We start from the raw sequence: 21,468 nt of genomic DNA, 5'->3' as shown, positions 1-21,468 counted from the left end.
ACAACGGACCCATTTAACTCAACATATGAAAAGTTTGCGACAAAACCCCTTCGAACAGGGGCTGTCGGTTCGCGAGGTTTCAGAGCGACTTCGCATTGGGAAGACTGCGGTTTCAACCTATCTGCACCGGGCTCGGCAGGCAGGTATTTGCATGTGGCCGATACCTGCTGCCTATGATGATGACATCCAGCTTGAGAGACTGTTGTTCAAACAGGCCGGCCGGCCAGCCCAGGATACGCAGGAACCGGATTTTGCGTATGTTTCGCGGGAACTGAAGCGTAAGGGCGTGACGCTGACCCTTCTGTGGCAGGAGTATCGCACGGCGCATCCTGATGGTTATGGATACACGTGGTTCTGCACGAATTTTGCAGCTTTTGAGCAGAGGCTGTCCCCGACCTATCGCAATCGGCATGAGGTCGGAGCCACCATGCAGACGGATTATGCGGGCCAGACGGTGCCGCTCATCAATCCGAAAACCGGAGAGATCCGTCAGGCACAGATCTTTGTCGCGGTTCTTCCCGCGTCCAATCTGGCCTTCTCCTATGCCAGCGAGAGCCAGAAACTTCCAGACTGGATCGAAGGGCAAAAGCGGGCGCTGATCTATTTTGGCGGTGTGACGAAGGCCATTGTCTGCGATAACCTCAAATCCGGTGTCGCAGTTGCCCTATGGTTCGAGCCAACGATCACCGCGACCTTCGAAGCGTTTAGCGAACATTATGGCACGACCGTATTACCGACACGGGTGAGACGGGCCCGGGATAAGGCAAAAATCGAGGGATCGGTTTTAATCACCGAGCGCTGGATTCTGGCACGGCTTCGCAATCAGACTTTCTTCTCACTGGAGGACCTGAATGCCGCCATTGGCAAGCTTCTGGAAGATATCAACAACCGCCCCATGCGCCATTACGGCAAATCCCGGCGCGAATTGTTCGAGGAGCTTGAGCGCACTGCTCTTGCTCCACTGCCCGCGACAGACTTCGAATATGCGGAGTGGAAATCGGCGAAGGTTCACCCCGATTACCATATTGATGTAGCCAAAACCTTCTATTCGGTACCGCACCAACTGATCGGCAAAAAGGTTACCGTGCGCCTCACACATCAAGTGGTCGAAATATTCTTTAACCACAAGCGGGTCGCATCTCATCGCCGTCGTTCCGAGCGCAACGGGCACGTCACGGTGAAGGAGCATATGCCCAAATCCCATCAGCGGCATGCCGGGATGAATGCGGCAAGCCTGATCCGGGATGCCAGCAAGATCAGCGTCAACACAGGTATCTTCGTTGAACGGGTCATCCGCGACAAACCACATCCCGAACAGGGATACCGTGCGGCGCTCGGCATTCTTTCCCTTGCCCGGCGCTACGAGCATGATCGCCTCGACGCCGCCTGCGAGCGGGCGCTTGTCATCAATGCGCTGACCTACACCTCCGTCCGTTCCATTCTGCAGGCGGGTCTCGACCGGGCAAGCCCGGCCGAGGAAGTCAGAAAGCCACTGCCCACTCATTCCAACATTCGCGGTCGTGGCTATTACCATTGAAATCGCTGGCAATAATGCTGGCGCCCTGCCTGAAGCCCTGAAGCGCTACGCAATGTGGGAAGCTTCGCGCCCCAGGGGCTTCAGGCCTATCGATCGAGCTGACAGCACTAAACGTAGTCTATCAGTATCGGCACCCCCCAAGAAAGAAGGAATGACAATGCTGACCAATCCAACGCTTGAAAACATGTACACGCTTGGTCTGTCGGGCATGGCAATGGCCTGGCGGGAACTGTCTGAACAGCCAGACGCCCGGGCGATGAACAAAGAAGAGTGGTTGGGCCTTATGCTCGACAGGGAGATCGCCGTACGCGCCGACAAGCGGCTGACGACACGTCTGGCGGCCGCAAAGCTACGCTTCCCGGAAGCCTGTGTCGAAGACATTGATTTCCGCGCGGCCAGAAACCTCGACCGCCGTGCGACAATGGCGCTGGCGCAAGGGCAATGGCTTAAGAACCATGAGAATTTGATCGTGTGCGGGAAAACCGGTACGGGCAAGTCATGGCTGGCCTGTGCTCTGGGCCGTCAGGCCGCACGACATGACCATTCGGTTCTCTATGTCCGCGCGCCTCGTCTCTTCGAGGATCTCGCCATGGCAAAGTTGGATGGCCGCTATCCAAGGCTCATGAACCGACTGATGAAAGTGCAACTGCTGATCCTTGATGACTTCGCCACTCATGTCCTCAGCGAACAGCAGCGCTTCCATCTCTTCGAGATTATCGAAGAACGATACCAGCGCAGGTCAACGCTCATCACGGCTCAGGTCCCCGTGAATGCCTGGCATGACCTCATCGCAGACGCCACGGTCGCCGACGCAATATTGGACCGCGTCGTGCACAATGCTCATCGCATCAATTTGGAAGGAGATAGTATGCGCAAAGCCAAATCCGGAATTGACACCATACCCAATATGCACGACGAAAGAACAGAAGGCTGATTAACAACAGACCTGAAAAACGCTGCGGCTGAACTGTCCGCGAATTAGCGAAACAAGTGTCCGCGATTTAATGAAATCGCTGTCCGCGAATTCTGAAATACGCAATGATCGTCTTGCGCTCTGGAGCTTGAGGCACTGCCAGACCTTCCATCATCCGCAGGAAGATGCCCTTGTCGCCCCAGCGTTTCCAGCGATTATAAAGTGTCTTGGAGGGGCCATATTCCTTCGGCGCATCGCGCCATCTGAGCCCATTGCGATTGACGAAGATGATGCCGCTCAGAACGCGCCGATCATCAACGCGAGGACGGCCGTGGCTATTAGGGAAATACGGCTGAAGACGTGCCATTTGCTCGTCTGTCAGCCAAAAGAGATCACTCATCATTCAGGCTCCTTCGAGCCCGTCTGAATCACAATCAGCGTGACAAATCAATGGGTCCTGACCCTAAGTCCAGGGTGTACTCCAAGCGCCGGGACGCTACCCGACCTTATATTTTTATCACTGTGCCAGCCCGACCGAGAAGGAGCGCTGCCGCATCTTCCAGCCGTCCTATCCCGGCTATGCGACCGGGATGAGAAGCAAAGGCGCAAGCCGCTTCGACTTTGGGGCCCATGGAACCAGAAGCAAACTTTTGCGTCGACAGTTCAATCGGCGTCGCCCTGCTGATCGGAAGCTGGTCCGGCGTTCCCCAACCGCTATAGACAGCGTCCACGTCTGTGAGCATCAGGAAAGCGTCGGCATTGAGTTCTTCTGCGAGAAGCCCTGCCGCCCGGTCCTTATCAATCACCGCTTCTACGCCCTCGATTTCCTCCTGCTCGTTACGAATAACCGGAATACCGCCACCGCCCGCGCAGATGACGACAACGCCAGATTCAACCAGCAGTCGGATGACTTCGATCTGAGTGATCCGTTGCGGACGCGGCGACGGCACGACGCGCCGCCATTTTCCCTCGCTCTCTTCGATGAGCACCCAGTCATGTTCCGCCCGGACACGATCGGCATCTGCCTTGTCGTAGACGGGACCGATGGGTTTTTCCGGATGGGAAAAGGCCGGGTCGTCACTATTCACCTCAATCTGGGTCAAGAGCGTGGCGAGCCGCATTTGCGTGGGCAAGGCATTGGTCAGTTCCTGCTCCACCAGATAGCCGATCATACCGACGCTTTCTGCCCCCAGAATATCGAGCGGATAAGCGGGGACATCCGCATAAGCGGAAGCCTGGAGTGCCAGAAGCCCGACTTGCGGACCGTTGCCATGTGCAACCACGATATCATGGTTACGCGCAAGCTTAGCCAGCGCCTTTGCGGCTTTCCGTACATTGGCGCGCTGAACTTCGGCGGTCATCGGCTCACCGCGTTTTAAAAGCGCATTACCTCCCAGAGCCACAACGATCCGCATATCAACTTCCCAACGTTGCTACGAGTATTGCCTTGATAGTGTGCATGCGGTTTTCCGCCTGATCGAAAACGATAGAAGCGTTTGATTCAAAGACCGCCTCGCTCACCTCCATGCAGTCGATGCCGAATTTCTCGAATATCTTCTCTCCGATCTCCGTCTCGCGATTATGGAAGGCTGGAAGACAATGCATGAACTTCGCATGCGGATTGCCAGCCGCCGCCATGATCTCCGGCGTCACACGGTAGGGCGTCAGCAGTTCAATACGTTCTGCCCACACCGAATCCGGCTCGCCCATCGATACCCAGACATCCGTATAGATAAAATCACATCCCTTGACGGCGGCTACGGGGTCTTCGGTGAGTGTAATGCGCGCACCGGTCTGAAGCGCGATTTCCCGACAGCGATCGATCAGTTCCTGTTCTGGCCAACAGGCTTTCGGTGCGGCAAGGCGCACATCCATGCCGATCTGTGCCGCCCCTGTCAGGAGTGAATTGCCCATATTGTTGCCGGCATCGCCGAGGAAGGCGAAGGTGACTTGCGACAGGTGTTTGCGGGTATATTCGCGCATGGTAAGAAAGTCGGCCAGAATCTGGGTCGGATGAAATTCATCTGTCAGACCATTATAAACCGGCACACCCGACCATTTCGCCAGAATCTCCGCCTGTTCCTGCCCGAAGCCGCGATATTCGATAGCGTCGTAGACACGACCAAGCACGCGGGCTGTGTCTTTCATGGATTCCTTCTTACCTATCTGGGTACCGGTGGGCCCCAGATAGGTAACATGTGCACCCTGGTCATAGGCGGCGACCTCGAACCCGGTACGCGTGCGAGTGGAGTCTTTTTCAAAGATCAGCGCAATGTTCTTGCCTTTCAGCCTTTGATCTTCATAACCGCCATATTTGGCCTGTTTCAATGAGGCCGAGAGCTTTAGCAGGAACCGGATGTCATCCGGCGTGAAATCGAGCAACTTCAGGACGCTACGGCCCTTGATATTGACTGGCATTTTCGTCTCCTCAAACTGGATCGCGTATTAATGGACAGGTCATGCAGTGGCCGCCGCCTCGCCCGCGCCCGAGTTCTGCACCGGGCACGGTGATGACCTCGACGCCTGCCTTGCGCAATTGTGTATTGGTGTAGGTATTGCGGTCATAGGCAATGACCACACCCGGCTCCAGTGCAACGACATTGTTGCCGTCATCCCACTGCTCGCGCTCGGCGACGTAAGCATCACCACCCGTTTCAACAACGCGCAACTTCTTCAGTCCCAGCGCTTCAGCAACAACCTCGGTAAGCTTGCGTCCTTCCGCCCTGACGTCTATTTCATCTTTTGTCTTGCCCGGACGGATCGAATAGGGCTCGATCTTTTCTGCAACATCGGCAAAGAGCGTCACGAGATCACGATCGCAAAAGCTGAACACAGTATCCAGGTGCATGGATGAACGCTCTACAGGCAGCTTGCAGGCGATCACATGCTCAGCCCCCCCCTTCTGAAACAATGCGCGCGCCAGTTGCCCCACCGCCTGCGGCGTGCTCCTCTCACCCATACCGACAAGAACAATGCCGTTTCCAAGTGGCATGACATCTCCACCCTCCAATGTGGCAAGCCCATAATCCGTATCGGGATCACCCCACCAGACCGGGAAGCCCGCATCGCGGAAATCCGGATGGAAACGATAGATGGCCGTGATATTGACTGTTTCCAGCTTGCGTGCATTCCAACGCATCGGGTTGAGCGTGACGCCACCACCGATCCAGCAGGTTGTATCGCGAGTGAACAGATGATTGGGCAGAGGCGGCAGGACGAAATCCTCCGGACGCAATGTTGGCGCGAAAAGCCCCCGCCCCTCGATTGGCAGTTCGGTTTTACTCAAACCGCCCATCAGGATCAGCGACAAGGCATCGGCGTCAATCTCCATGAGGTATGATCGCAAATCGTCGGCCAAACCAACGCCTACGGTATTCTCGTTGACACGGCGCTCCAGAAGCCAGCGCCGGGCCTCGGCATCCTGCATCGTCTCTGCCAGCATCTCTCGCAGAAAGACAACCTCCACGCCACGATGTCTCATGGCATCGACAAAAGTGAGATGTTCGACACGGGCCTGCTTCACCCAGATGACGTCATCGAAAAGCAGCTCATGACAGTTCGATGGCGTCAGGCGAGCAAGTGCCGAGCCCGGACGATGGACGAGGACACGGCGCAGTTTGCCAACTTCAGAATGAACACCATAAGTTAAGCTCATATTGCAATCTCCTTCAGGCAAGCAGAACAGCGGCGCTCAGGCACGCCATGATGATAATGGTCAGGATCAAAAGCAGCGGCCACATGAAGCGCAACCAGCGTTCATAGGGAACGCGACCGATGGCCAAGGCACCCATTACGACCGCAAAAGTCGGATTGATCAGGTTCACGAGCCCGTTTGCAGACTGATAGGCGGTGACCACAAACTGGCGGCCAACGCCGGCGAAATCTGCCACAGGTGCCATGATCGGCATGGAAAGGACCGCCAGACCGGACGAAGACGGCACGAAGAAGGACATAAGTACCTGAAGCCAGTACATCACGTTGATGAAGGCCACCTTACCCAACCCGGAGACGGAAAGCTCCGCCCAGTGCAGGATGGTATCTGTGATCTTGCCAGCGTCCATGACCACGACGATGCCGCGCGCCAGGCCAATGATCAGCGCCACGCCAAGCAGGTCGCGTGCACCGTTGACGAAACTGTCGACAAAACTTGCCTCACCAGGGCGTGTGATAAAGCCGATCAGGATGGCTGAAGCGAGGAACAACCCGCTCATTTCCCCCATCCACCAGCCGCCTTTCAACACGCCCCAGATCATGACGACAAAGGTGACACCAAAAACCGTGAGTACGATCTTGTGCAAAAGTGTAAAGTTAGCCTTTTCACCTTCATGCGCACTTAGAAAGTGCTTTTCGTTAGCCGCCTTCATGTCATAGACAAGCGATTTTGTAGGATCTTGCCGCACCCGTTCGGCATAGCGCATCACGTAGATCACACAGGCCAGCCAGCAAAGTCCCAATATGATGCAGCGCAACACGAGGCCGTTAGTGAAAGGTACGCCCGCAGCATCCGAGGCAATGACCGTAGCGAATGCATTGACTGTCGAACCAAGAACGCCGACGCCTGCACCAAGCAAAATGACAGCGACCGCAGTTACTGCATCGAAACGCGCCGCTATCATGATTGGAAGCAAAAGCATATAGAAGGCAAGCGTTTCCTCTGCCATGCCATAGGTTGTACCGCCGAAGGCGAACAGTGCCATAAGCACAGGGATTAGCCATTTCTCTCGCCCCTTGAGCGCAACCATGGCGCTGCCAATGCCAGCATCAATCGCGCCAGTGGAGGTGACGACACCAATAAAACCACCAATAATGAGAACGAACACCGCCACATCAATGGCGTTGGCCTGATTGGTCGAAGGATTATAAAGCCCTCCGATCGGTGCCATGAATATATCTGTAATACCTTGCGGATTGGATTCAGCGACCTTGTAAGTCCCAGCAATAGGAACTTCCTTGTTCAAAGCCGCATTCATGGTTCGCTCGTACTGGCCAGCTGGAATGATCCAGGTCAGCGCCGCGACAATGACAATGAGGCCAAAAAGAATGGTGAATGCGGTAGGAAAACGAAATCGTTTTCCATCGCCGTCTTGTGCGATGTCACTCATGCATTAATCCCGCTCTCTTTCAATGCAACCGACCTGAGTTTATGGGTTGCAAGATAAGCCGCATTGATTTCAATCAAGAAGCATCAAGTATAGAAAAATATCACTCGGATAGTTCTGGTTCCAGATGCTGTCGAAGTCTTGTGTGAGGTGTTCGCCGAAGCGAAAAACCGGAGCCTGCCTCGAAAGTTATACTCCATCACATCAAAACCCGATATACTTCACCAGTCTGATCTTCTCATCTCTACCCCAAATGGATAGTGGGATTTCGCACGATGTTAGTGATTAGATTTATGGAGCCATCCACTTTGAGAATAAGACACAATATTAACTCTTCAGGTCATCGAAATGAGTTCTGAAAAAACGAATGTTATAAGCCTTGACGCGTCGACTGTGGTCAGGAAAACACTATTCAATGAACTCTCTGGAGCGATCGCATTCTCGCAATGCAATGGTGTTGATAAAACCATTCCCCAGAACGTTACCATAGCTCGAGAGGGTGACAAAATCGGTCGGATTTACATGGTGAATGAGGGCTTATTAAGAGCTTTCAGAGTCTTGCCCGACGGTCGGCGGCAGATAACACACTTCATATTCCCAAGAGAACTAATAGGGATTATCGACGATGAACAATATTCATTGACAATTGAAACCATCGTAACAAGCAATATTACCTCCCTATCTAAAATTAAATTCCAGGAGTGTATCGTTAGAGATGAAAGAATTAAGCAATATTCTCACGCCGAGACAAAGGATTCGTTAAGGAAGGCGAACTTTATTCAACTCATACTGGGTCGGCTGGCACCAGTCGAAAAATTATCATGCTTTATCATTCTTCTCGCTCAACGGTCCCCCAACAGAGGCTTCGTTCATATTCCTATGCCAAGACAGGATATCGCCGACTTCTTAGGTTTGACTGTTGAAACCGTGAGTAGAAGTTTCACGAGACTGCGCAATCTTGGCCTCATCACCTCGCGGGATCATAGCTGCATAGAGATACCCTCGCTATCTGCGCTACATCAGGTGGCAGGTGTGAATTTGTCTTGATCAGATAGTTTGGTTTGAAAACTTGGAAAAAGCTATTGCCTTTCAGGATTCCCAATGGGTTTGAAGTATAAACAGAATGTATCTTTTAATAAGATGTCAAGGCCGATAAATTGTTTCATGGTTGCTTCCTGTTTGATGCTGGGCCTGGTGCCCAGTCGTAAGCCAGTATTTCATCTTATCGGGAAGCAACCACCTTTCCAATGAGAAGCAAAACAAACGCGCGATCACACTATGTAATCGGAAGACGGTCGATGTCGAAATCACTAATCCCGACCTTGTTCGATTGATTAATCAAAATGCTTCCCGGATTGTGCTTCAGCTCGCGCGAACATCGTTTTCTACCGCATTGCGAACAACTCTTGATGGAACCGTTTCGCGACCGGTAGGCCCTGCGCCTCAAAATCTCGGCGTAATGACTCTCCGAAACCTGCCGGACCGCAGAACCAGATACTGGCCTCACGCCAATCTGGTACGGCAGCCCGAATGCGATCGCCGGTCAAGAATCCGTCGCGCGAGTCTACCAGGATATGTAGCCGGATGCCGGCAGCCAGCGCATCGGCCTTCAGCTTATTGATAGCGTTCTCGTCGTAATCGGTCGTGGTGTGAAATAGATCGATCAGCTTGTGTGGCGCATCTGGATTTGTAATCCGCTCTTGCGCCAGATGTTTCATGCCGGCAATGAAGGGCGTGATGCCAATACCGCCACCGATCCAGATCTGGCGTAGTTGGCCGTTGTCAAAATCAAAACAGCCATATGGGCCCTCGAGTTTTACAACCTGCCCGACCTTTAACTTCTCGTACAGGCGGTCGGTGTGATCGCCCAGTTCCTTGGTGATGAAGGTGATATGTTTATCTTCTTTATTCCACGCGGAAGCTATCGTGTAAGGGTGTGCTCCTTCTGAACTGTCCGATGTCGCGAATGCGAACTGGCCCGACTTGTGACCTGGCCAGCCTTGTGGGACGTCGATTTCGACCTCAAGTGTCCGTACGCCGGGATAGTAGTGAATTGATGATATCTCGCCCAGAACCTGCTGTTTCACAGCCACACGTCGCAGAAGTACTTTCACTGCCGCAAAGGTGCCTGAAGCCAAAAGCAATGCCATCACGATGCCGATGGGTGAAAGCCAATATCTGAACGTCATCAGCACTACGGTATGGAAAACGAGCACCAGATAGACGACGGCCAAAAGCCGGTGTGTCTTGTAAAAAAGCCGGTAGGGAAAATACTTGACCAGAGCCAGAACGATCAGCAGAGCTGCTATATAAAATGCCCATTCACCCAGATCTTCTGCAGATCCGCGCAAGCCCAATAAAAACTGCTCGACCGGGTTTTCCAGCGGCGGTCTCGTCCCGCGTACCGGGCGCTCAATCAAGCCCCAGCCAACAGCCCATTTCGGTCCCTTGCCCCACAGCCAGTGAATAGACGAGACGATGAGAACCGCAATGCCTAGCCATTTGTGTAGGCGGTACATCTTATCAAGTCCGCCGAACCACCGCTCCGGCCAGCGGGGGCGAAGTGCCAAAACCATGGCTACGCTCATAGAAGCCATGGCGATAATTCCGCTGTACTGGACCATGGTCCCACGAAGCGCGAAGAAAGTTGTCGTCTCATACACGTGAGGTTCTTCAATCAGCCACAGGACGGTCAAAACTAAAAAAATGCCCCAGAATGTGAACTTGATATGTTGCACGACTGAATACCTTAGTGGTTCGAAATGCCAGCATATGGCGCAAAAGCCGGATGTCGTTGATACAAGTCAATAAATGCATACCTACAGCAATTATACCAAGGCCCATTGATTAGAACCGATGCGCCCAATCTCGCAATCCAATTGAGATGATTGTCCAAGGATCAGCGATCAGCTTGCACCATGCTTTGCAGCAATGATCGATGATGTCGTCAAAGGTTTCAAAGGTGCGGTTTGACAGCCAATTATCACGCATGAACTGCCAGATGTTTTCCATCGGATTGAGCTCGGGCGACTTTGGCGGCAGGGGCAGCAGGGTGATGTTGTCAGGCAGCAGCAGCTTGTCGGTCATATGCCAACCTGCTTGATCGAGGATGAGAACGGCGTGGGCATTGCGCGCGACATGCCGCGATATTTCTGCAAGGTGCTCGTTCATTGCATGCGTATCGCACCACGGCATGACAAGGGCTGCTCCTTTGCCCCATTTGGGGCAGATGGCGCCGAATATATAGACGGATCGCGTTCTTTGATCCTGCGGCGCTGATGGCCTTGTTCCCCGCTTCGCCCATCGCCGGGTAATCTTGGTCTTCTGTCCAACACGGGCTTCGTCCTGAAACCAGATTTCTATCTCTTTGCCTCTGGCCCGACTTTTGCGGATTTGTGCCAATGTGGCAGGGAAGTCTTTTTAAAAACGGCGATGGCTTCGCTATCCTGCGCATGATGCTTGGGACGGGCAGACAATTTGCGATAGCCCATCATGCGCAGCTCACGCGCTACCGTTTGACGACTGGCCGTGATGCCAAACTCAACCGCAATCCAGTGTATCAAATCGCATAGACGCCAGCGTACCGTTCCATCCACCTCAAACTGTGGGCCGCTATCAACCAGAACAGCCAGAGCCCGACGCTGCTCATCATTGAGAAGGGGTACGCGGCCTGGCGCTTTGCCATTGACCAAACCATCCAAGCCGTGGGCGTTGAAACGTAATACCCAGTCCCGGACAATCTGCAGGCCGACACCGCCAAAACGGGCCGCCTCGCTGCGGCTTTGGCCGTCATAGATCAGCGACAGCGCCAGAAGGCGACGCGTACAGGACGCATCCTTATGCTGTTTTGCAAGCCTCCGCAGATCATCGCCACAGAAGTCAGATCGCAATGCTACTGCTCGTCCCATTCAAATCCTCCCGTTTTGATTGGTGAATCACGAAATCAGGCCTGACGGAAGTCACAAATGAGTCAGCGTCATAAGGCGCTGGTATTAGTCACGGCCGATGCCATTCACTGCCAGGAAGAAACCGCGCAACTGATCCTCGATCAGGGCGGAGATTATTTGCTGCGATTGAAAGTGAACAGACCCGCCTTGCACAAGATGGTTGCCGATTATTTTGCAGTGGACGAGGTGCTCCAGACTTTACCGAGCGCCGAAACGAGCGGTGCAGATCATGGCCGCCTCGAAGTGCGGCGCGCCTTTTCAGTCAGGATCTCAGTTGGGTCTGCGGAACCAAAACCGCCAGTACCGAACCCGCGCTCTTCTCCCTGAAACCTATCTTGCCGCAGCCCGCTCGCGCTGGTCGATCGAGTACGTACTCCATTGGGGCCTCGACATGGTCTTCGACGAGGACCAGAAGACCGCAGCCGCAAGGACAACGCACCGGAAAACCTTGCAATCTTGCGAAAACTCGCCCTCAACTTCCTAAGAAAATCAAGAACCGATGTCTCGATCCGAGCCAAGAGAAAACGGGCCGGATGCTCCAATGACTTCGCTCGATCCATCATCGGCCAAATGCGATAGCCCTGGGCCTTCCCTCACGGCACGGAATCGAGGTTAACGGTCAATTTTGCTGGAGGATTTCGAGCAAGTAATTTGGATCCCAGCTGGCGGTTTTGCGCTTTGTCTTGACGCTCCCCTTTGCTTTGTTGGCGCGCACGAGGCCGAGCGCGAAGCGGCGCACTACGGCCATGTTCTTGGCACCGTGTTCAGCGCGATAACGGGACAGGTCGTCCTTGAAGGCGACGTCGAGCAACCAGTGCATGCTCTCGACGCCCCAATGTCCGCGCACGCCAGCGGCGAGGCGCTCGATATCGAGCACAGCGGAGCAGATGAAATAGCGTGTCTGAGAACTGCTGCTTCGGTCGGCATATTCGAGGCGGGTGTGAACCTTGAGGATGGTCTTGATGTTGCGAAAGCGCGGCTGCCCAGGATAGCTGCGCTGCGAGGAGATCCAGGAGACATTGTCGGAAGCTGTATAGGTGCGGGTCTCAATGCGCCCATGAGCCTTTTCGAGCGTGGTTCTGGTGACCAGCTCGACGGTCGGCGCATCGCTGAAATAGGCAGCGACGTCGGCCTCCAGGGTCGGGTGATTGCCCTTGAGGGCCAGCAGATAGTCGGCGCCATGGCCGACGATCTTGTCGGCGATCTCGACCTGACAGCCCATGGCGTCGATGGTGACGAGCGCCCCTTCCAGTTGCCTGGCCTCGGCAAGCTGATCGAGCAGATCTGGGATGGCGGTGATCTCGTTGGTCTTTTCGGGGACCGAGAGCTGCGCCAGGGTCAGGCGCGCTTTGGTGGCGTAGGCCGAGAGTGTATGGAGTGCCTTCAGCCCCTTGCGTTTGTCGAGGGTGCGTCGCGCCGTCTTGCCGTCGATGGCGATGAGGTCGTGGCGATCGGGCCACAGTGCCACAATCCAGCTTTCGAAACAGCGCCCGAACAGGATCGGATCGATGCGGTTGACCAGGATACGCAGCCAACGCTCGCAGGAATGCCGAAAGGGAACTCCGAGAAGCGGCGCAGAAAGGTCAGATGATGTTGGCCCCAGGCGACGATATCGTCGAAATCGTCGCACGAGCAGATGGTGGCGCAGGTCACCAGCAGCAGCATTTCGTTGAGCGGATACATGATCCGTTGCGGTTCGCGATCGTCCGAAAGATCGGAAAAATGCTCCAGCAACAGCGCCAGCCGCGCACGAGGGGCGTCCTCGCCAACAAACCGAACAACCAAGTCATCCATCGCAGTGCTCCCAACCGAATCAGAGCACCTAAGGAATCACACCGTCACGTCAATGCAAATACAGCCCGAAATCTCATTAACCTGAGTTCCCTGCCGTGGGCCTTCCCTTACCGGGGCTTTTCCGTTTTATAGAATCATGTCACTGTCAAAAAGTGCGCTGCTTATCAGTTGCCCTCCAACCCAAGCGCAGTGCACTGCCCAGGCAGATACCCGCATTTGCCGGGGCACCTCAGCCTATTGAGTGATGTGGGGCCTGCGCGCTGCGATGCCGAAACGCTCACGCTTCGCCGTCGCTCAGTTCGACACATTGCGGCTGCGCCTGATCAAGATCGCAGCGCGACTGATCGAAATGAAGACCCAGATCCGTCTCCATCTGCCGACCTCTTGCCCAGGCCAGAATATCCTGCGCCTCGTGCTCGAACGCATTTCAAAGCTGGCAACTTAAAAAAAGGGCATAAACGCCCCGAAACCTCAACCCGTTCGTCGCAACTTCCAAACCCAGATAACACAACGACCGTTTAAAACCGGCGAATGTCCCCCTGTGAAAAACGCTTACTTCGGCACACGGTAATTTGCACGATGCGCGCCATATCCATTCCGCTATGAATTAACCAGGTTAGTAAACCACAGAGAATCATAAATTCCTGAAATCGCTCAACTTAATTTTCGAGTCGGCTCTCAATATGCGAGACAACTGAGACAACCCTTCCACAATCTGTGAAAGACAGTTACATCTATGCATCAAAAGCAACCCGCGCAGTTCGTAATATCCGCGCGGGGGAGGGGGAGATATCCTATCATTCATCGGCATGACGATTCCACATGTCCGATCATCTTTAGAAAGCTGCCCGTCTACCTATAGTTGTGACAGTGCTTTATCGACGCGCTCGCGGGCTGGTTTTGGAAGTTTGGCGTCCTTGATGGATTGGAGGTTCGAAGTGTCGTCTCCGACTATAACGAGGGCAACCATACCCATGCTGTAGTGCGGGGTACATCTAATAAGATAGACACCGGGTTTCTCGAATGCGTAGGTTTTCGTCTCGTTCATTTTGCTCTTGAAGGGCTCAGCCCCCTCTGGCATGAGTTTTTTTATAGTCTCTGCGTTGTGCCCCTTGTCCTTTGGGACAAAAGTAATCGTGTCACCGATCGCAATCTTACTCAACATCGGTTCAAATACCATGGGACCATCTGCACCCTTATTAAGCATATCGACCTCATGATCCGCTGCGAAGGCCGAACCACTCATAGTCGTCGCTAGAAGGAAACCAATAATGTATTTACGGTAATTCATTTCATTTCTCCTTTGGCATATTGCGATTGACATATTCATGCATATTTCCCGTTTGTTAACTTTATTGGAACCGAGATGTTCCATTGATCCCTTGGTGCCGCTTTCTGTGTTTGCAGTACAAACTGATCACCTCAAACCGAATTGGATCAATCAAGCAGGAAAGCGAAGGTTTGTACCGTTGCGGGTAACGACATGCGCGGAAACTCCCCGCAGTTTTTGTAGCGTATCCTCTATCTGTTTTGAGTCCATGAGATTGAAGGCCGTGGCAAGAGCATCGGCCATTGCGGCGCTTGCGGCGGTCACCGTCACGCGACCATAAAGTGCTGCTGAAAATCCGGTTTTTGGGTTGAGCAAATGGTTAAACCGTCCGGACTCATCGAACTGAAAGCCCGTGAAGCTGGATGTCGCGAGCGCCTGATCGCGGATATCAACATGTTCTTCGGTTCTAGCTCCGGCTTCGAGATCGGCAATGCCGATGCGCCATGCCGTACCGTCCGGTCTCGAACCAAGCGCGCGATACTCTCCCATATCGACCAACGCATGTTCGACCCCTTCCCTTTGCAACAATGCCGTCACCCGGTCAGTGACATAGCCCTGCGCAATGCCGTTTAGCGTCAGAGACATCGACCGTTTTGAGAAGGCAATACGGTTATCATCGAATAGAACGTGACTGAACCCTACCTTCGCCAGCGCTTCATCCCAAAGCTGTCGCGATGGTCCGTCGGGAGAAGGATGTTCTTGCGAGAAATGCTTTTTCAGACAGTTCCAAAGGGGCTGTACCGTCGGATCGAAAAGGCCGTCGCTGGCCTGCCAGCATTCATGGCAGATACGCAATACCTCGACCAGATCAGGCGAAGGCGATGCCAGCGCCCCATTGCGATTAAGTTCGGCAAGTTCTGAATCTTCACGATAGAGGCTGAAGATGTTCTCCAGCCTTTCCGCTTCTTGAACAACTTCGCGCAGCAACCTTTCGGCAATCGAACGATCCGGATGATAGAGTATGATCTTGGCAGGTGCCCCCATCGCCTGGCCACGCCAGATGATGGGCTCAGGAAGGTCGAGTGAAACTGCGTGTTTTGGAGTGGCCCAGAACACTACTCCAGCCGCACCACCCGCAAGTACAAGCCGACGACTGACACGCTGTCCACCTTCAATGCGCATGGCTTTCGGCTCCAAGATCGGAGGGCCGCACCGACTGACCGCCGAGAACGTAATCCTCCGGTATTTCGGTGAACGTGCTAATACGGCCGCCCTTTGCCGCAACGAACTTCTCTGCTGCTTCTCGTGTCGAAAACGGCACGGCCTCCTGTGCCCCCATTCCACCTACAGCAGCGCTTTCAATCACGAAAAAGGCTTTGCGCGCATCGACCCAGTTTTCCGCTCCCGGCTCTTCCCAGCTTGGCGCTTTCGCCATATCTGAAACATAGATCGCCGCGATCCCTTTTGGCTCCTCAGGCAGCATCGTAAAGGCGAGTGTGTCGCGGGCGGAAGAGAACCATACTGCCTCGTTTGTCGGCTCGAGAATGATTTGCCCCTTGGGGCCGGGGTGCTCCAGAACATTCATTCCGCAATATCGGCCCATTGCGCTTTCCGTCAGCGCGAAAGGAGCCATCACGGCATCATTCTTTTCGTCCGGAGAACATCCTGCAAGCAGAACCAGAAACAGGGGGGCAAGAAACAGAGCGCGTTTCATAATTCTTTCCTCGAAAAAACCAGCATGGAAAGGGACAGTGGCAGCATGACCCAGAGGCCGAGCGCTAGCGTCAGAGCTGGAGCCGAGAGTGTAGCGTTACCGGCTATTCCGCCCATGCCAGTTAAAGATCCGGCCTGTCCGAGACCGAAGTTGAGAAGCCGGTAGGAGTCGGCTGGATTGAGAAGAAGCAGACCGTTGAGTATGCCACCGCCAACAATGCGGCCCTGATCGAAAACCAGCAGAGCAAGAAGTGCTGCGTCATAGATCAGCACGAAGAACAGCCAGACGCCGATGGCGATACCTGCTGCCGTGCTTCGCTCCCGCACCAAGGTGCTTGCAAGAAAACCGATGGCGATGAACACGGCTCCCAGCAGGACCGACGAGATAATAAGTTTGAACAGCGACAGCCAGCTTCCAGCATCCACGCCGGACCCGGTCACGATCAGCGCCACAGCCGCCGCGCCGTACCCGAACAATGTCGCAAAGGACAGAATAGCAAGCTGACCAACGAATTTTCCAAGAACCAGCTGAAATCGGCTTATCGGATAGCTCAGAAGCAACAGCATCGTGCCGCGTTCCATTTCACCGACGATTGCATCATGCGAAATGAGAAGGGCAATAAGAGGGATGAGGAAGATTGTCAGGCTGGAGAGACTGACTATCACAACGTCCAACCTGCTTGCTGCAACAGAACTGCCAGTGGGTGCGCTGCCGAGAAAAGTCATGCTCAAGGCTAATGCCGCAAGCAATAGCGTTGTCGCCAGAACCCAGCGATTGCGCAACCCTTCCTGAATTTCCTTGGAAGCGATTATGAGAATATTGTTCATTCCGCTGCCTCCGCGAGGGCCGCTTCCCCGGCATTGAGGAAGTGGGCGTAAAGTTCGTCCAGCGTCGGCGGAACGAGATCGAGTTCCGTGAGATTGTCGTTCATGGCCACGATTTCACGGACAAGAGCCATCTTGCCTTCCGTCGGAGCTTCCGTTTCGAAGATATCCGAGCCGAGACGATGCCAGCGCAATGCAGCATTGGCGGTTGTCGAAGGCAACCGGGAGACGTCTGGCGTCTGCACCCGTATGCGAAGCGGTAATTGTGAAATCCGGCGCAACGCATCGATGGAGCCATCGGCAATGATCTTGCCCTTGTTCGCGATGATGACGCGCCCGACTTTGGTTTCCAGTTCGGTCAAGGCATGGGATGACATCAGGATTGTCGCGCCTTTGCTCCGCAATTCTTCAAGAACTTCATAGAAGCTCTGCCGCAAGGCGGGGTCGAGACCGGTCGTCGGCTCGTCAAGCAACAGAACGGATGGTTGCCCGAGCAATGCCTGAGCAAGCCCCAGTCGCTGGCGCATCCCCTTCGAATAGGTGCCGACCCGCCTGTTTGCGGCATGGGCAAGGCCGACGCGCTCCAACAGTTCTACATTTTGGGCAACCGGCATTCTCTTGAGCCGCGCATAGAAGCCGAGCGTTTCCGCTCCAGTCAGCGCCAGATTGAAAGAGACGTGCTCAGGCAGATAGCCAAGCCGCAATCTGGCGGCAAAGGCACCGGTCGCCGGATCTTCGCCCAACACGCGAACCGCGCCCTTGGTCGGGCGGATCAGACCGAGCATGAGCTTTATCATCGTCGTTTTTCCAGCACCATTATGGCCGACCAGCGCAATGCTTTCTCCAGCGTGGAGGCGGAAACTCGCATCGCTGATAGCATTGAACCCGCCATAGGACTTTGTGACCTGATCAAGAATGACAGTCTCAGTCATTTGGTTTTCCTTTCGCCGGATCGGCCGGATGCGGCGGCTTCATAAGGGGATAGCTATCGACAACACCGCCCGGCAAAAGCGCCGGGAACTGGGTCTGTGCCCAGCGGATTGTCTCGATTGCCGGACTATTGATGAGAATTTTTGCCTGTGGCGCAGTCCACAAAACCTTGTCGATCAGATCATTGGGCCGGTAAGGACTATCTGCGACACCGTCACCATTGAGATCGAAGGCCGGATTATCGCTCCAGTAATTGCCGCGTCCATTGACCGACCAGTCGAGGTTGCGCGTGCCGACATATTTCACCTGATTGCGGTTGTTGATGAAGGCGTTGCCGCTCATGGCATTGCCCTCGGAACCGGCAGTAAAGTGAATGCCTATGCTGCAGTTCTCGAAACTGTTTTCGGTGAACTTGTTCTTGTTGGCGTTGTAAATGAAAACGCATTTTTCCGGACCGAGCCGCAAGGTTTCGCCCGTCTGGGTTTCCGTCTGGTCGTCCGCAGGAAGGCCGTGTTCAGCCTTCTGAACACCGGCATCGAGCCAGCGATCTATCGGTTGCATGCGCCCGATCACGCGATTGCCGGAAATGACCGAGCTATTTGCATAATTGAGCAACAAGCCATGATCCCGGTCACCGTCGGACAGGTTGTCCAGCACCTTGAGACGGTTGGTGTACATGATCGCGAAACCGACCGAATTGTTGCGCGAAACATTACCGATGACTTGGCTGTCATCTGTGTACATGTAATGGACGGCGAACCTGACATCCTCCATCACATTGTCGCGAAAGATATTCTTGCGGCTGGCATTGGTATAGATGCCGTCGCGCCCGTAGCGAATGACGTTGCCGATAACCTGTGCGCCGGGCGCATTCCAGATGGAAACGCCGCTACCGGTTTGGGCCATGCGCACGCCTCGACGGCCAACGATCTCATTGCCGCTCGCGATGGAATTTGCGGCGCCATGCAAATAAATCCCGTAGAGGTTATCGATTAGTCGATTGTTCTCGACGCGTACGCCCGTGGCGGTTTTGGCCACGAGAATTCCGGAGTTGAGGTCGGGCATGTTATCGCCCGAACCGCGCACTTCCAGCCCGCGCACGATAGCGTCCGGTGCGTTGACCGTTATGGCATTGCCCGAGCCAAGTCCGTCCACAATGGCACCTGGCTCGCCAGTCAGTTCAATGGCGCGGTCGATCGTAACCGCGCCATTGTGCTTGCCTTTCAGAAGCCGGACGACATCGCCCGGCTCCGCTTTGTCGATAGCCGCCTGTACGCCTTCGCCTGCTACGACATCGATCTGCCGTGCCTGCAAACCGTCGCAAAGAACGGCGGTCAGCAGTATTGCGGCACTGAAGGACTGAAACCGGCGGGGGAACTTCATGGCAATCAGGCCTTCTTCGGTTCCACGAGCATCCGGCCCTTCATTTCCATGTGCATGGCATGGCAGAACCACGAGCAATAATACCACCACACACCCGGCTTGTTGGCCGTAAAGGTAACTGACGCGGTTGCCTGCGGACCCACCTCCATGTTGACACCATAGTTGATGATGGCAAAGCCGTGGGTGAGGTCTTCGATTTCATCGATGTTAGTGACATAAACCGTCACCTCATCGCCCTGCTGGACGGTGAACTCGGTTAGACCGAAGGCTGGCGCGGCAGACGTCATATAAACGCGTACCTTATTGCCATCCCGGATCACTTCATTGTCTTCCATCAGGTCGATATTATCAGCCTTCGCCTGAGTGACGGCATCGGCGAAGAATGGGTCCTCACGGCTCCAGAAGTTGACGGGATTGATCTTCGAGCGATGAACAATGGTCGCATCATGCGGCTCGGCAAAACTTGGTCCGTCATGGACAATCACCATCTTCTCACCGGAAATGTCGATGAGCTGGTCATTTTCGGGCTTGAGCGGCCCGACATTGAGATAGCGATCCTTGGAGAACTTGTTGAGTGAGATCAGCCACTGACCATCAGCTTCCTTGGTTTGCCCCATGGAAGTGTGGTTGTGACCCGGCTGATAATGCACATCGAGCTTCTGCCGGATCGGATCGACTTTCTCGCCCTTGAAGGCACGCTTGGCGTCCTCAATGTTCCATTTGCAGATCTGGCTGTCGATGAAGAGCGTCGTATAGGCGTTGCCCTTGCCATCATAAGCGGTATGCAATGGCCCAAGTCCGAGTTCCGGTTCCGCAACTACTGCATCGCGGGGCTGGATTTTGTCGTCGAAAAGTTCGTCGAACTTGCGAACGTCGAACACGGTAACGGTCGGCGACAACTTGCCGTTGGCAACCACATGGATACCGTCTGGCGCGGTGTTGATACCATGCGGGCTGTTCGGCACGGGAATGTAACGGGTATATTTGGAACCGTGACGCCCATCGATGACCGGTACGCCGTTGATTTCCTTGAAATCGCCCTTGGCAACCGCCTCTTCGATACGCTTCAGATTGAAGATTACGATCCAGTCCTGCTCGCTCGACATCATTTCGGCAAGCGTCGTACCTTCCTCCGAATTGTAGCAGGTGGCAAAAGCGTACTTGCCCTGATAATCGCAGTCGACATTGTCGAGATTGCCGTCAACCATGATCTGCCAGGCAACCTTCATGGTCTCGCCGTCAACGGCCGTGAAGATCGCGTGATATTGCTTGGTGTCGGTCAGATTGCTGCCATCGTTCGGGATCGGCACGCGGTCTTCACCATTACAGAAGACATAGCCGGTTTTCGGATATTTCTGCACGCGCAAGCCATGCACGGTATGCTGGTTCGGAAGCTGAATGATCTTGTCGCATTTCATCACATCAAGACGGATGCGGCAGACACGCGTGTTGGCCTTGTCATTGGCATAAAGATAACGCCCGTCATAAGTTCCGTCGGTGAACGACAGATGCGGGTGGTGCAAGTCACCATTCAGGAATATGCCGCCACGATCCTTGAGGAACTCCTGATCTTGCGGCAAAAGGCCCTCAGTCAGCACCTTCAGGCTCTCATTTGTCTGGCCCCAGCCGGTCGCGCTATCGCGATTGAACACTGGAATGCGCATCAATTCGCGCATCGATGGCAGGCCGACAATACGGACCTCACCGGTTTGCCCACTGGAAAAGAAGACGTAATATTCGTCCAGTTCTCCAGGCTTCACTTCCGCACTGTGACCAGTGCCGCCAGCAGCAGCCAATGCCGGCTCGGTTGAGCCTGCAAACAGCGCCCCACCAAGACCGCTTGCACCGGCGGCAGCCACAAAGGCCGACGTACCGAGCAGTTGTCTTCGACTGAGCTGCGTTTTCTTGGTTTCTTCAGACATGCTTCTCTCCTTTAGAAAAGTCAGGCAGCAGGACCGGTATCGGCAACGCCTTCAACCAGTTTTCCTTTGACTGAGATGACGGGTCTGGCCGGTCCACCGCCACGTTCGGCAGCCGCTGCGAGGGGGGCATTGCGG

General features: G+C 54.5%; 16 protein-coding genes and 5 pseudogenes. 6 read left to right on the top strand and 15 right to left on the bottom strand.

The features are described 5' to 3' along the window. Nucleotides 1–25 precede the first annotated feature (25 nt). Both istA and istB read left to right on the top strand, forming a co-directional pair. Nucleotides 26–1,537: an IS21 family transposase gene (gene istA / locus HWX93_RS18860; RefSeq protein WP_176038314.1), complete on the top strand. Its 1,512-nt coding sequence runs from the start codon at nucleotides 26–28 to the stop codon at nucleotides 1,535–1,537. Between the two features lie 157 nt (nucleotides 1,538–1,694). Next, a complete protein-coding gene (istB, locus tag HWX93_RS18855) occupies nucleotides 1,695–2,471 on the top strand; it encodes an IS21-like element helper ATPase IstB (RefSeq protein WP_012090960.1) in 777 nt (258 codons plus the stop codon). A gap of 103 nt (nucleotides 2,472–2,574) precedes the next feature. On the opposite strand, the pseudogene HWX93_RS18850 reads toward istB, so the two are convergent. The 5 genes and pseudogenes from HWX93_RS18850 to HWX93_RS18830 all read right to left on the bottom strand — a co-directional run. After that, nucleotides 2,575–2,850, bottom strand: a pseudogene (locus HWX93_RS18850) (transposase); the annotation flags it as partial. Nucleotides 2,851–2,956: 106 nt separating this feature from the next. Then, on the bottom strand, nucleotides 2,957–3,865 hold the full coding sequence (gene arcC / locus HWX93_RS18845) for a carbamate kinase (protein ID WP_176038313.1): 909 nt from the start codon (nucleotides 3,863–3,865) through the stop codon (nucleotides 2,957–2,959). 1 nt (nucleotide 3,866) lies between these two features. Further along, the gene (gene argF, locus HWX93_RS18840) at nucleotides 3,867–4,868 is read right to left on the bottom strand and encodes an ornithine carbamoyltransferase (RefSeq protein ID WP_011983033.1); all 1,002 of its coding nucleotides are present in this window, start codon (nucleotides 4,866–4,868) and stop codon (nucleotides 3,867–3,869) included. Between the two features lie 10 nt (nucleotides 4,869–4,878). Next, nucleotides 4,879–6,105, bottom strand: a complete 1,227-nt coding sequence (gene arcA / locus HWX93_RS18835) for an arginine deiminase (RefSeq protein ID WP_011983032.1) — start codon at nucleotides 6,103–6,105, stop codon at nucleotides 4,879–4,881. A 13-nt stretch (nucleotides 6,106–6,118) separates the two neighbouring features. After that, the gene (locus tag HWX93_RS18830) at nucleotides 6,119–7,552 is read right to left on the bottom strand and encodes a YfcC family protein (RefSeq protein ID WP_011983031.1); all 1,434 of its coding nucleotides are present in this window, start codon (nucleotides 7,550–7,552) and stop codon (nucleotides 6,119–6,121) included. Nucleotides 7,553–7,897: 345 nt separating this feature from the next. On the opposite strand from HWX93_RS18830, the gene HWX93_RS18825 reads away from it, so the two are divergent. Beyond that, nucleotides 7,898–8,596: a Crp/Fnr family transcriptional regulator gene (locus HWX93_RS18825; protein ID WP_176038312.1), complete on the top strand. Its 699-nt coding sequence runs from the start codon at nucleotides 7,898–7,900 to the stop codon at nucleotides 8,594–8,596. A 338-nt stretch (nucleotides 8,597–8,934) separates the two neighbouring features. Here the strand turns inward: HWX93_RS18825 and HWX93_RS18820 are convergent, their stop codons facing one another. Next, nucleotides 8,935–10,287 carry a ferric reductase-like transmembrane domain-containing protein gene (locus HWX93_RS18820; RefSeq protein ID WP_176038311.1) on the bottom strand — a complete coding sequence of 451 codons (1,353 nt, stop codon included), beginning with the start codon at nucleotides 10,285–10,287 and terminating at the stop codon, nucleotides 8,935–8,937. Between the two features lie 109 nt (nucleotides 10,288–10,396). Beyond that, a protein-coding gene (locus HWX93_RS18815; RefSeq protein WP_176038310.1) for an IS630 family transposase occupies nucleotides 10,397–11,457 on the bottom strand; the annotation gives its coding sequence in 2 pieces (ribosomal slippage) (nucleotides 10,397–10,965 and nucleotides 10,965–11,457; 1,062 coding nt in all). An 84-nt stretch (nucleotides 11,458–11,541) separates the two neighbouring features. On the opposite strand from HWX93_RS18815, the pseudogene HWX93_RS23280 reads away from it, so the two are divergent. Together HWX93_RS23280 and HWX93_RS23275 are read left to right on the top strand one after the other, a co-directional pair. Further along, nucleotides 11,542–11,824 (top strand): annotated as a pseudogene (locus HWX93_RS23280) (ISAs1 family transposase); the annotation flags it as partial. A 3-nt stretch (nucleotides 11,825–11,827) separates the two neighbouring features. Then, nucleotides 11,828–12,075 (top strand): annotated as a pseudogene (locus HWX93_RS23275) (ISAs1 family transposase); the annotation flags it as partial. Nucleotides 12,076–12,115: 40 nt separating this feature from the next. Here HWX93_RS23275 and HWX93_RS18805 read toward each other — a convergent pair. Next, nucleotides 12,116–13,290: pseudogene (locus tag HWX93_RS18805) on the bottom strand (ISAs1 family transposase). A 241-nt stretch (nucleotides 13,291–13,531) separates the two neighbouring features. On the opposite strand from HWX93_RS18805, the pseudogene HWX93_RS18800 reads away from it, so the two are divergent. Further along, nucleotides 13,532–13,735 (top strand): annotated as a pseudogene (locus HWX93_RS18800) (transposase); the annotation flags it as partial. 411 nt (nucleotides 13,736–14,146) lie between these two features. Here HWX93_RS18800 and HWX93_RS18795 read toward each other — a convergent pair. From HWX93_RS18795 to nosZ, 7 genes are all read right to left on the bottom strand, one after another. Beyond that, nucleotides 14,147–14,581, bottom strand: a complete 435-nt coding sequence (locus HWX93_RS18795; protein WP_094513215.1) for a pseudoazurin — start codon at nucleotides 14,579–14,581, stop codon at nucleotides 14,147–14,149. A 150-nt stretch (nucleotides 14,582–14,731) separates the two neighbouring features. After that, complete coding sequence (locus HWX93_RS18790; protein WP_176038308.1) at nucleotides 14,732–15,742, bottom strand: FAD:protein FMN transferase; 1,011 nt, start codon at nucleotides 15,740–15,742, stop codon at nucleotides 14,732–14,734. Continuing rightward, a complete protein-coding gene (locus HWX93_RS18785) occupies nucleotides 15,732–16,274 on the bottom strand; it encodes a nitrous oxide reductase accessory protein NosL (RefSeq protein WP_176038307.1) in 543 nt (180 codons plus the stop codon). The genes HWX93_RS18790 and HWX93_RS18785 overlap by 11 nt, the downstream gene beginning before the upstream one ends. Then, the gene (locus HWX93_RS18780) at nucleotides 16,271–17,101 is read right to left on the bottom strand and encodes an ABC transporter permease subunit (RefSeq protein ID WP_176038306.1); all 831 of its coding nucleotides are present in this window, start codon (nucleotides 17,099–17,101) and stop codon (nucleotides 16,271–16,273) included. The genes HWX93_RS18785 and HWX93_RS18780 overlap by 4 nt, the downstream gene beginning before the upstream one ends. Beyond that, entirely contained in the window at nucleotides 17,098–18,030 is a 933-nt protein-coding gene (locus HWX93_RS18775; RefSeq protein ID WP_176038305.1) for an ABC transporter ATP-binding protein, read from the bottom strand. The genes HWX93_RS18780 and HWX93_RS18775 overlap by 4 nt, the downstream gene beginning before the upstream one ends. Then, entirely contained in the window at nucleotides 18,023–19,411 is a 1,389-nt protein-coding gene (locus HWX93_RS18770; protein WP_176038304.1) for a nitrous oxide reductase family maturation protein NosD, read from the bottom strand. Before HWX93_RS18770 ends, HWX93_RS18775 begins: the two co-directional genes overlap by 8 nt. Nucleotides 19,412–19,416: 5 nt before the next feature. Continuing rightward, nucleotides 19,417–21,333, bottom strand: coding sequence for a TAT-dependent nitrous-oxide reductase (gene nosZ / locus HWX93_RS18765; protein WP_100650323.1), 1,917 nt, complete (start codon nucleotides 21,331–21,333; stop codon nucleotides 19,417–19,419). Nucleotides 21,334–21,468: the final 135 nt, after the last annotated feature.

The sequence above is a fragment of the Brucella tritici genome, assembly GCF_902825325.1.
Taxonomy (GTDB): Bacteria; Pseudomonadota; Alphaproteobacteria; order Rhizobiales; family Rhizobiaceae; genus Brucella.
This window is presented reverse-complemented; position numbering and strand designations above follow the sequence as displayed.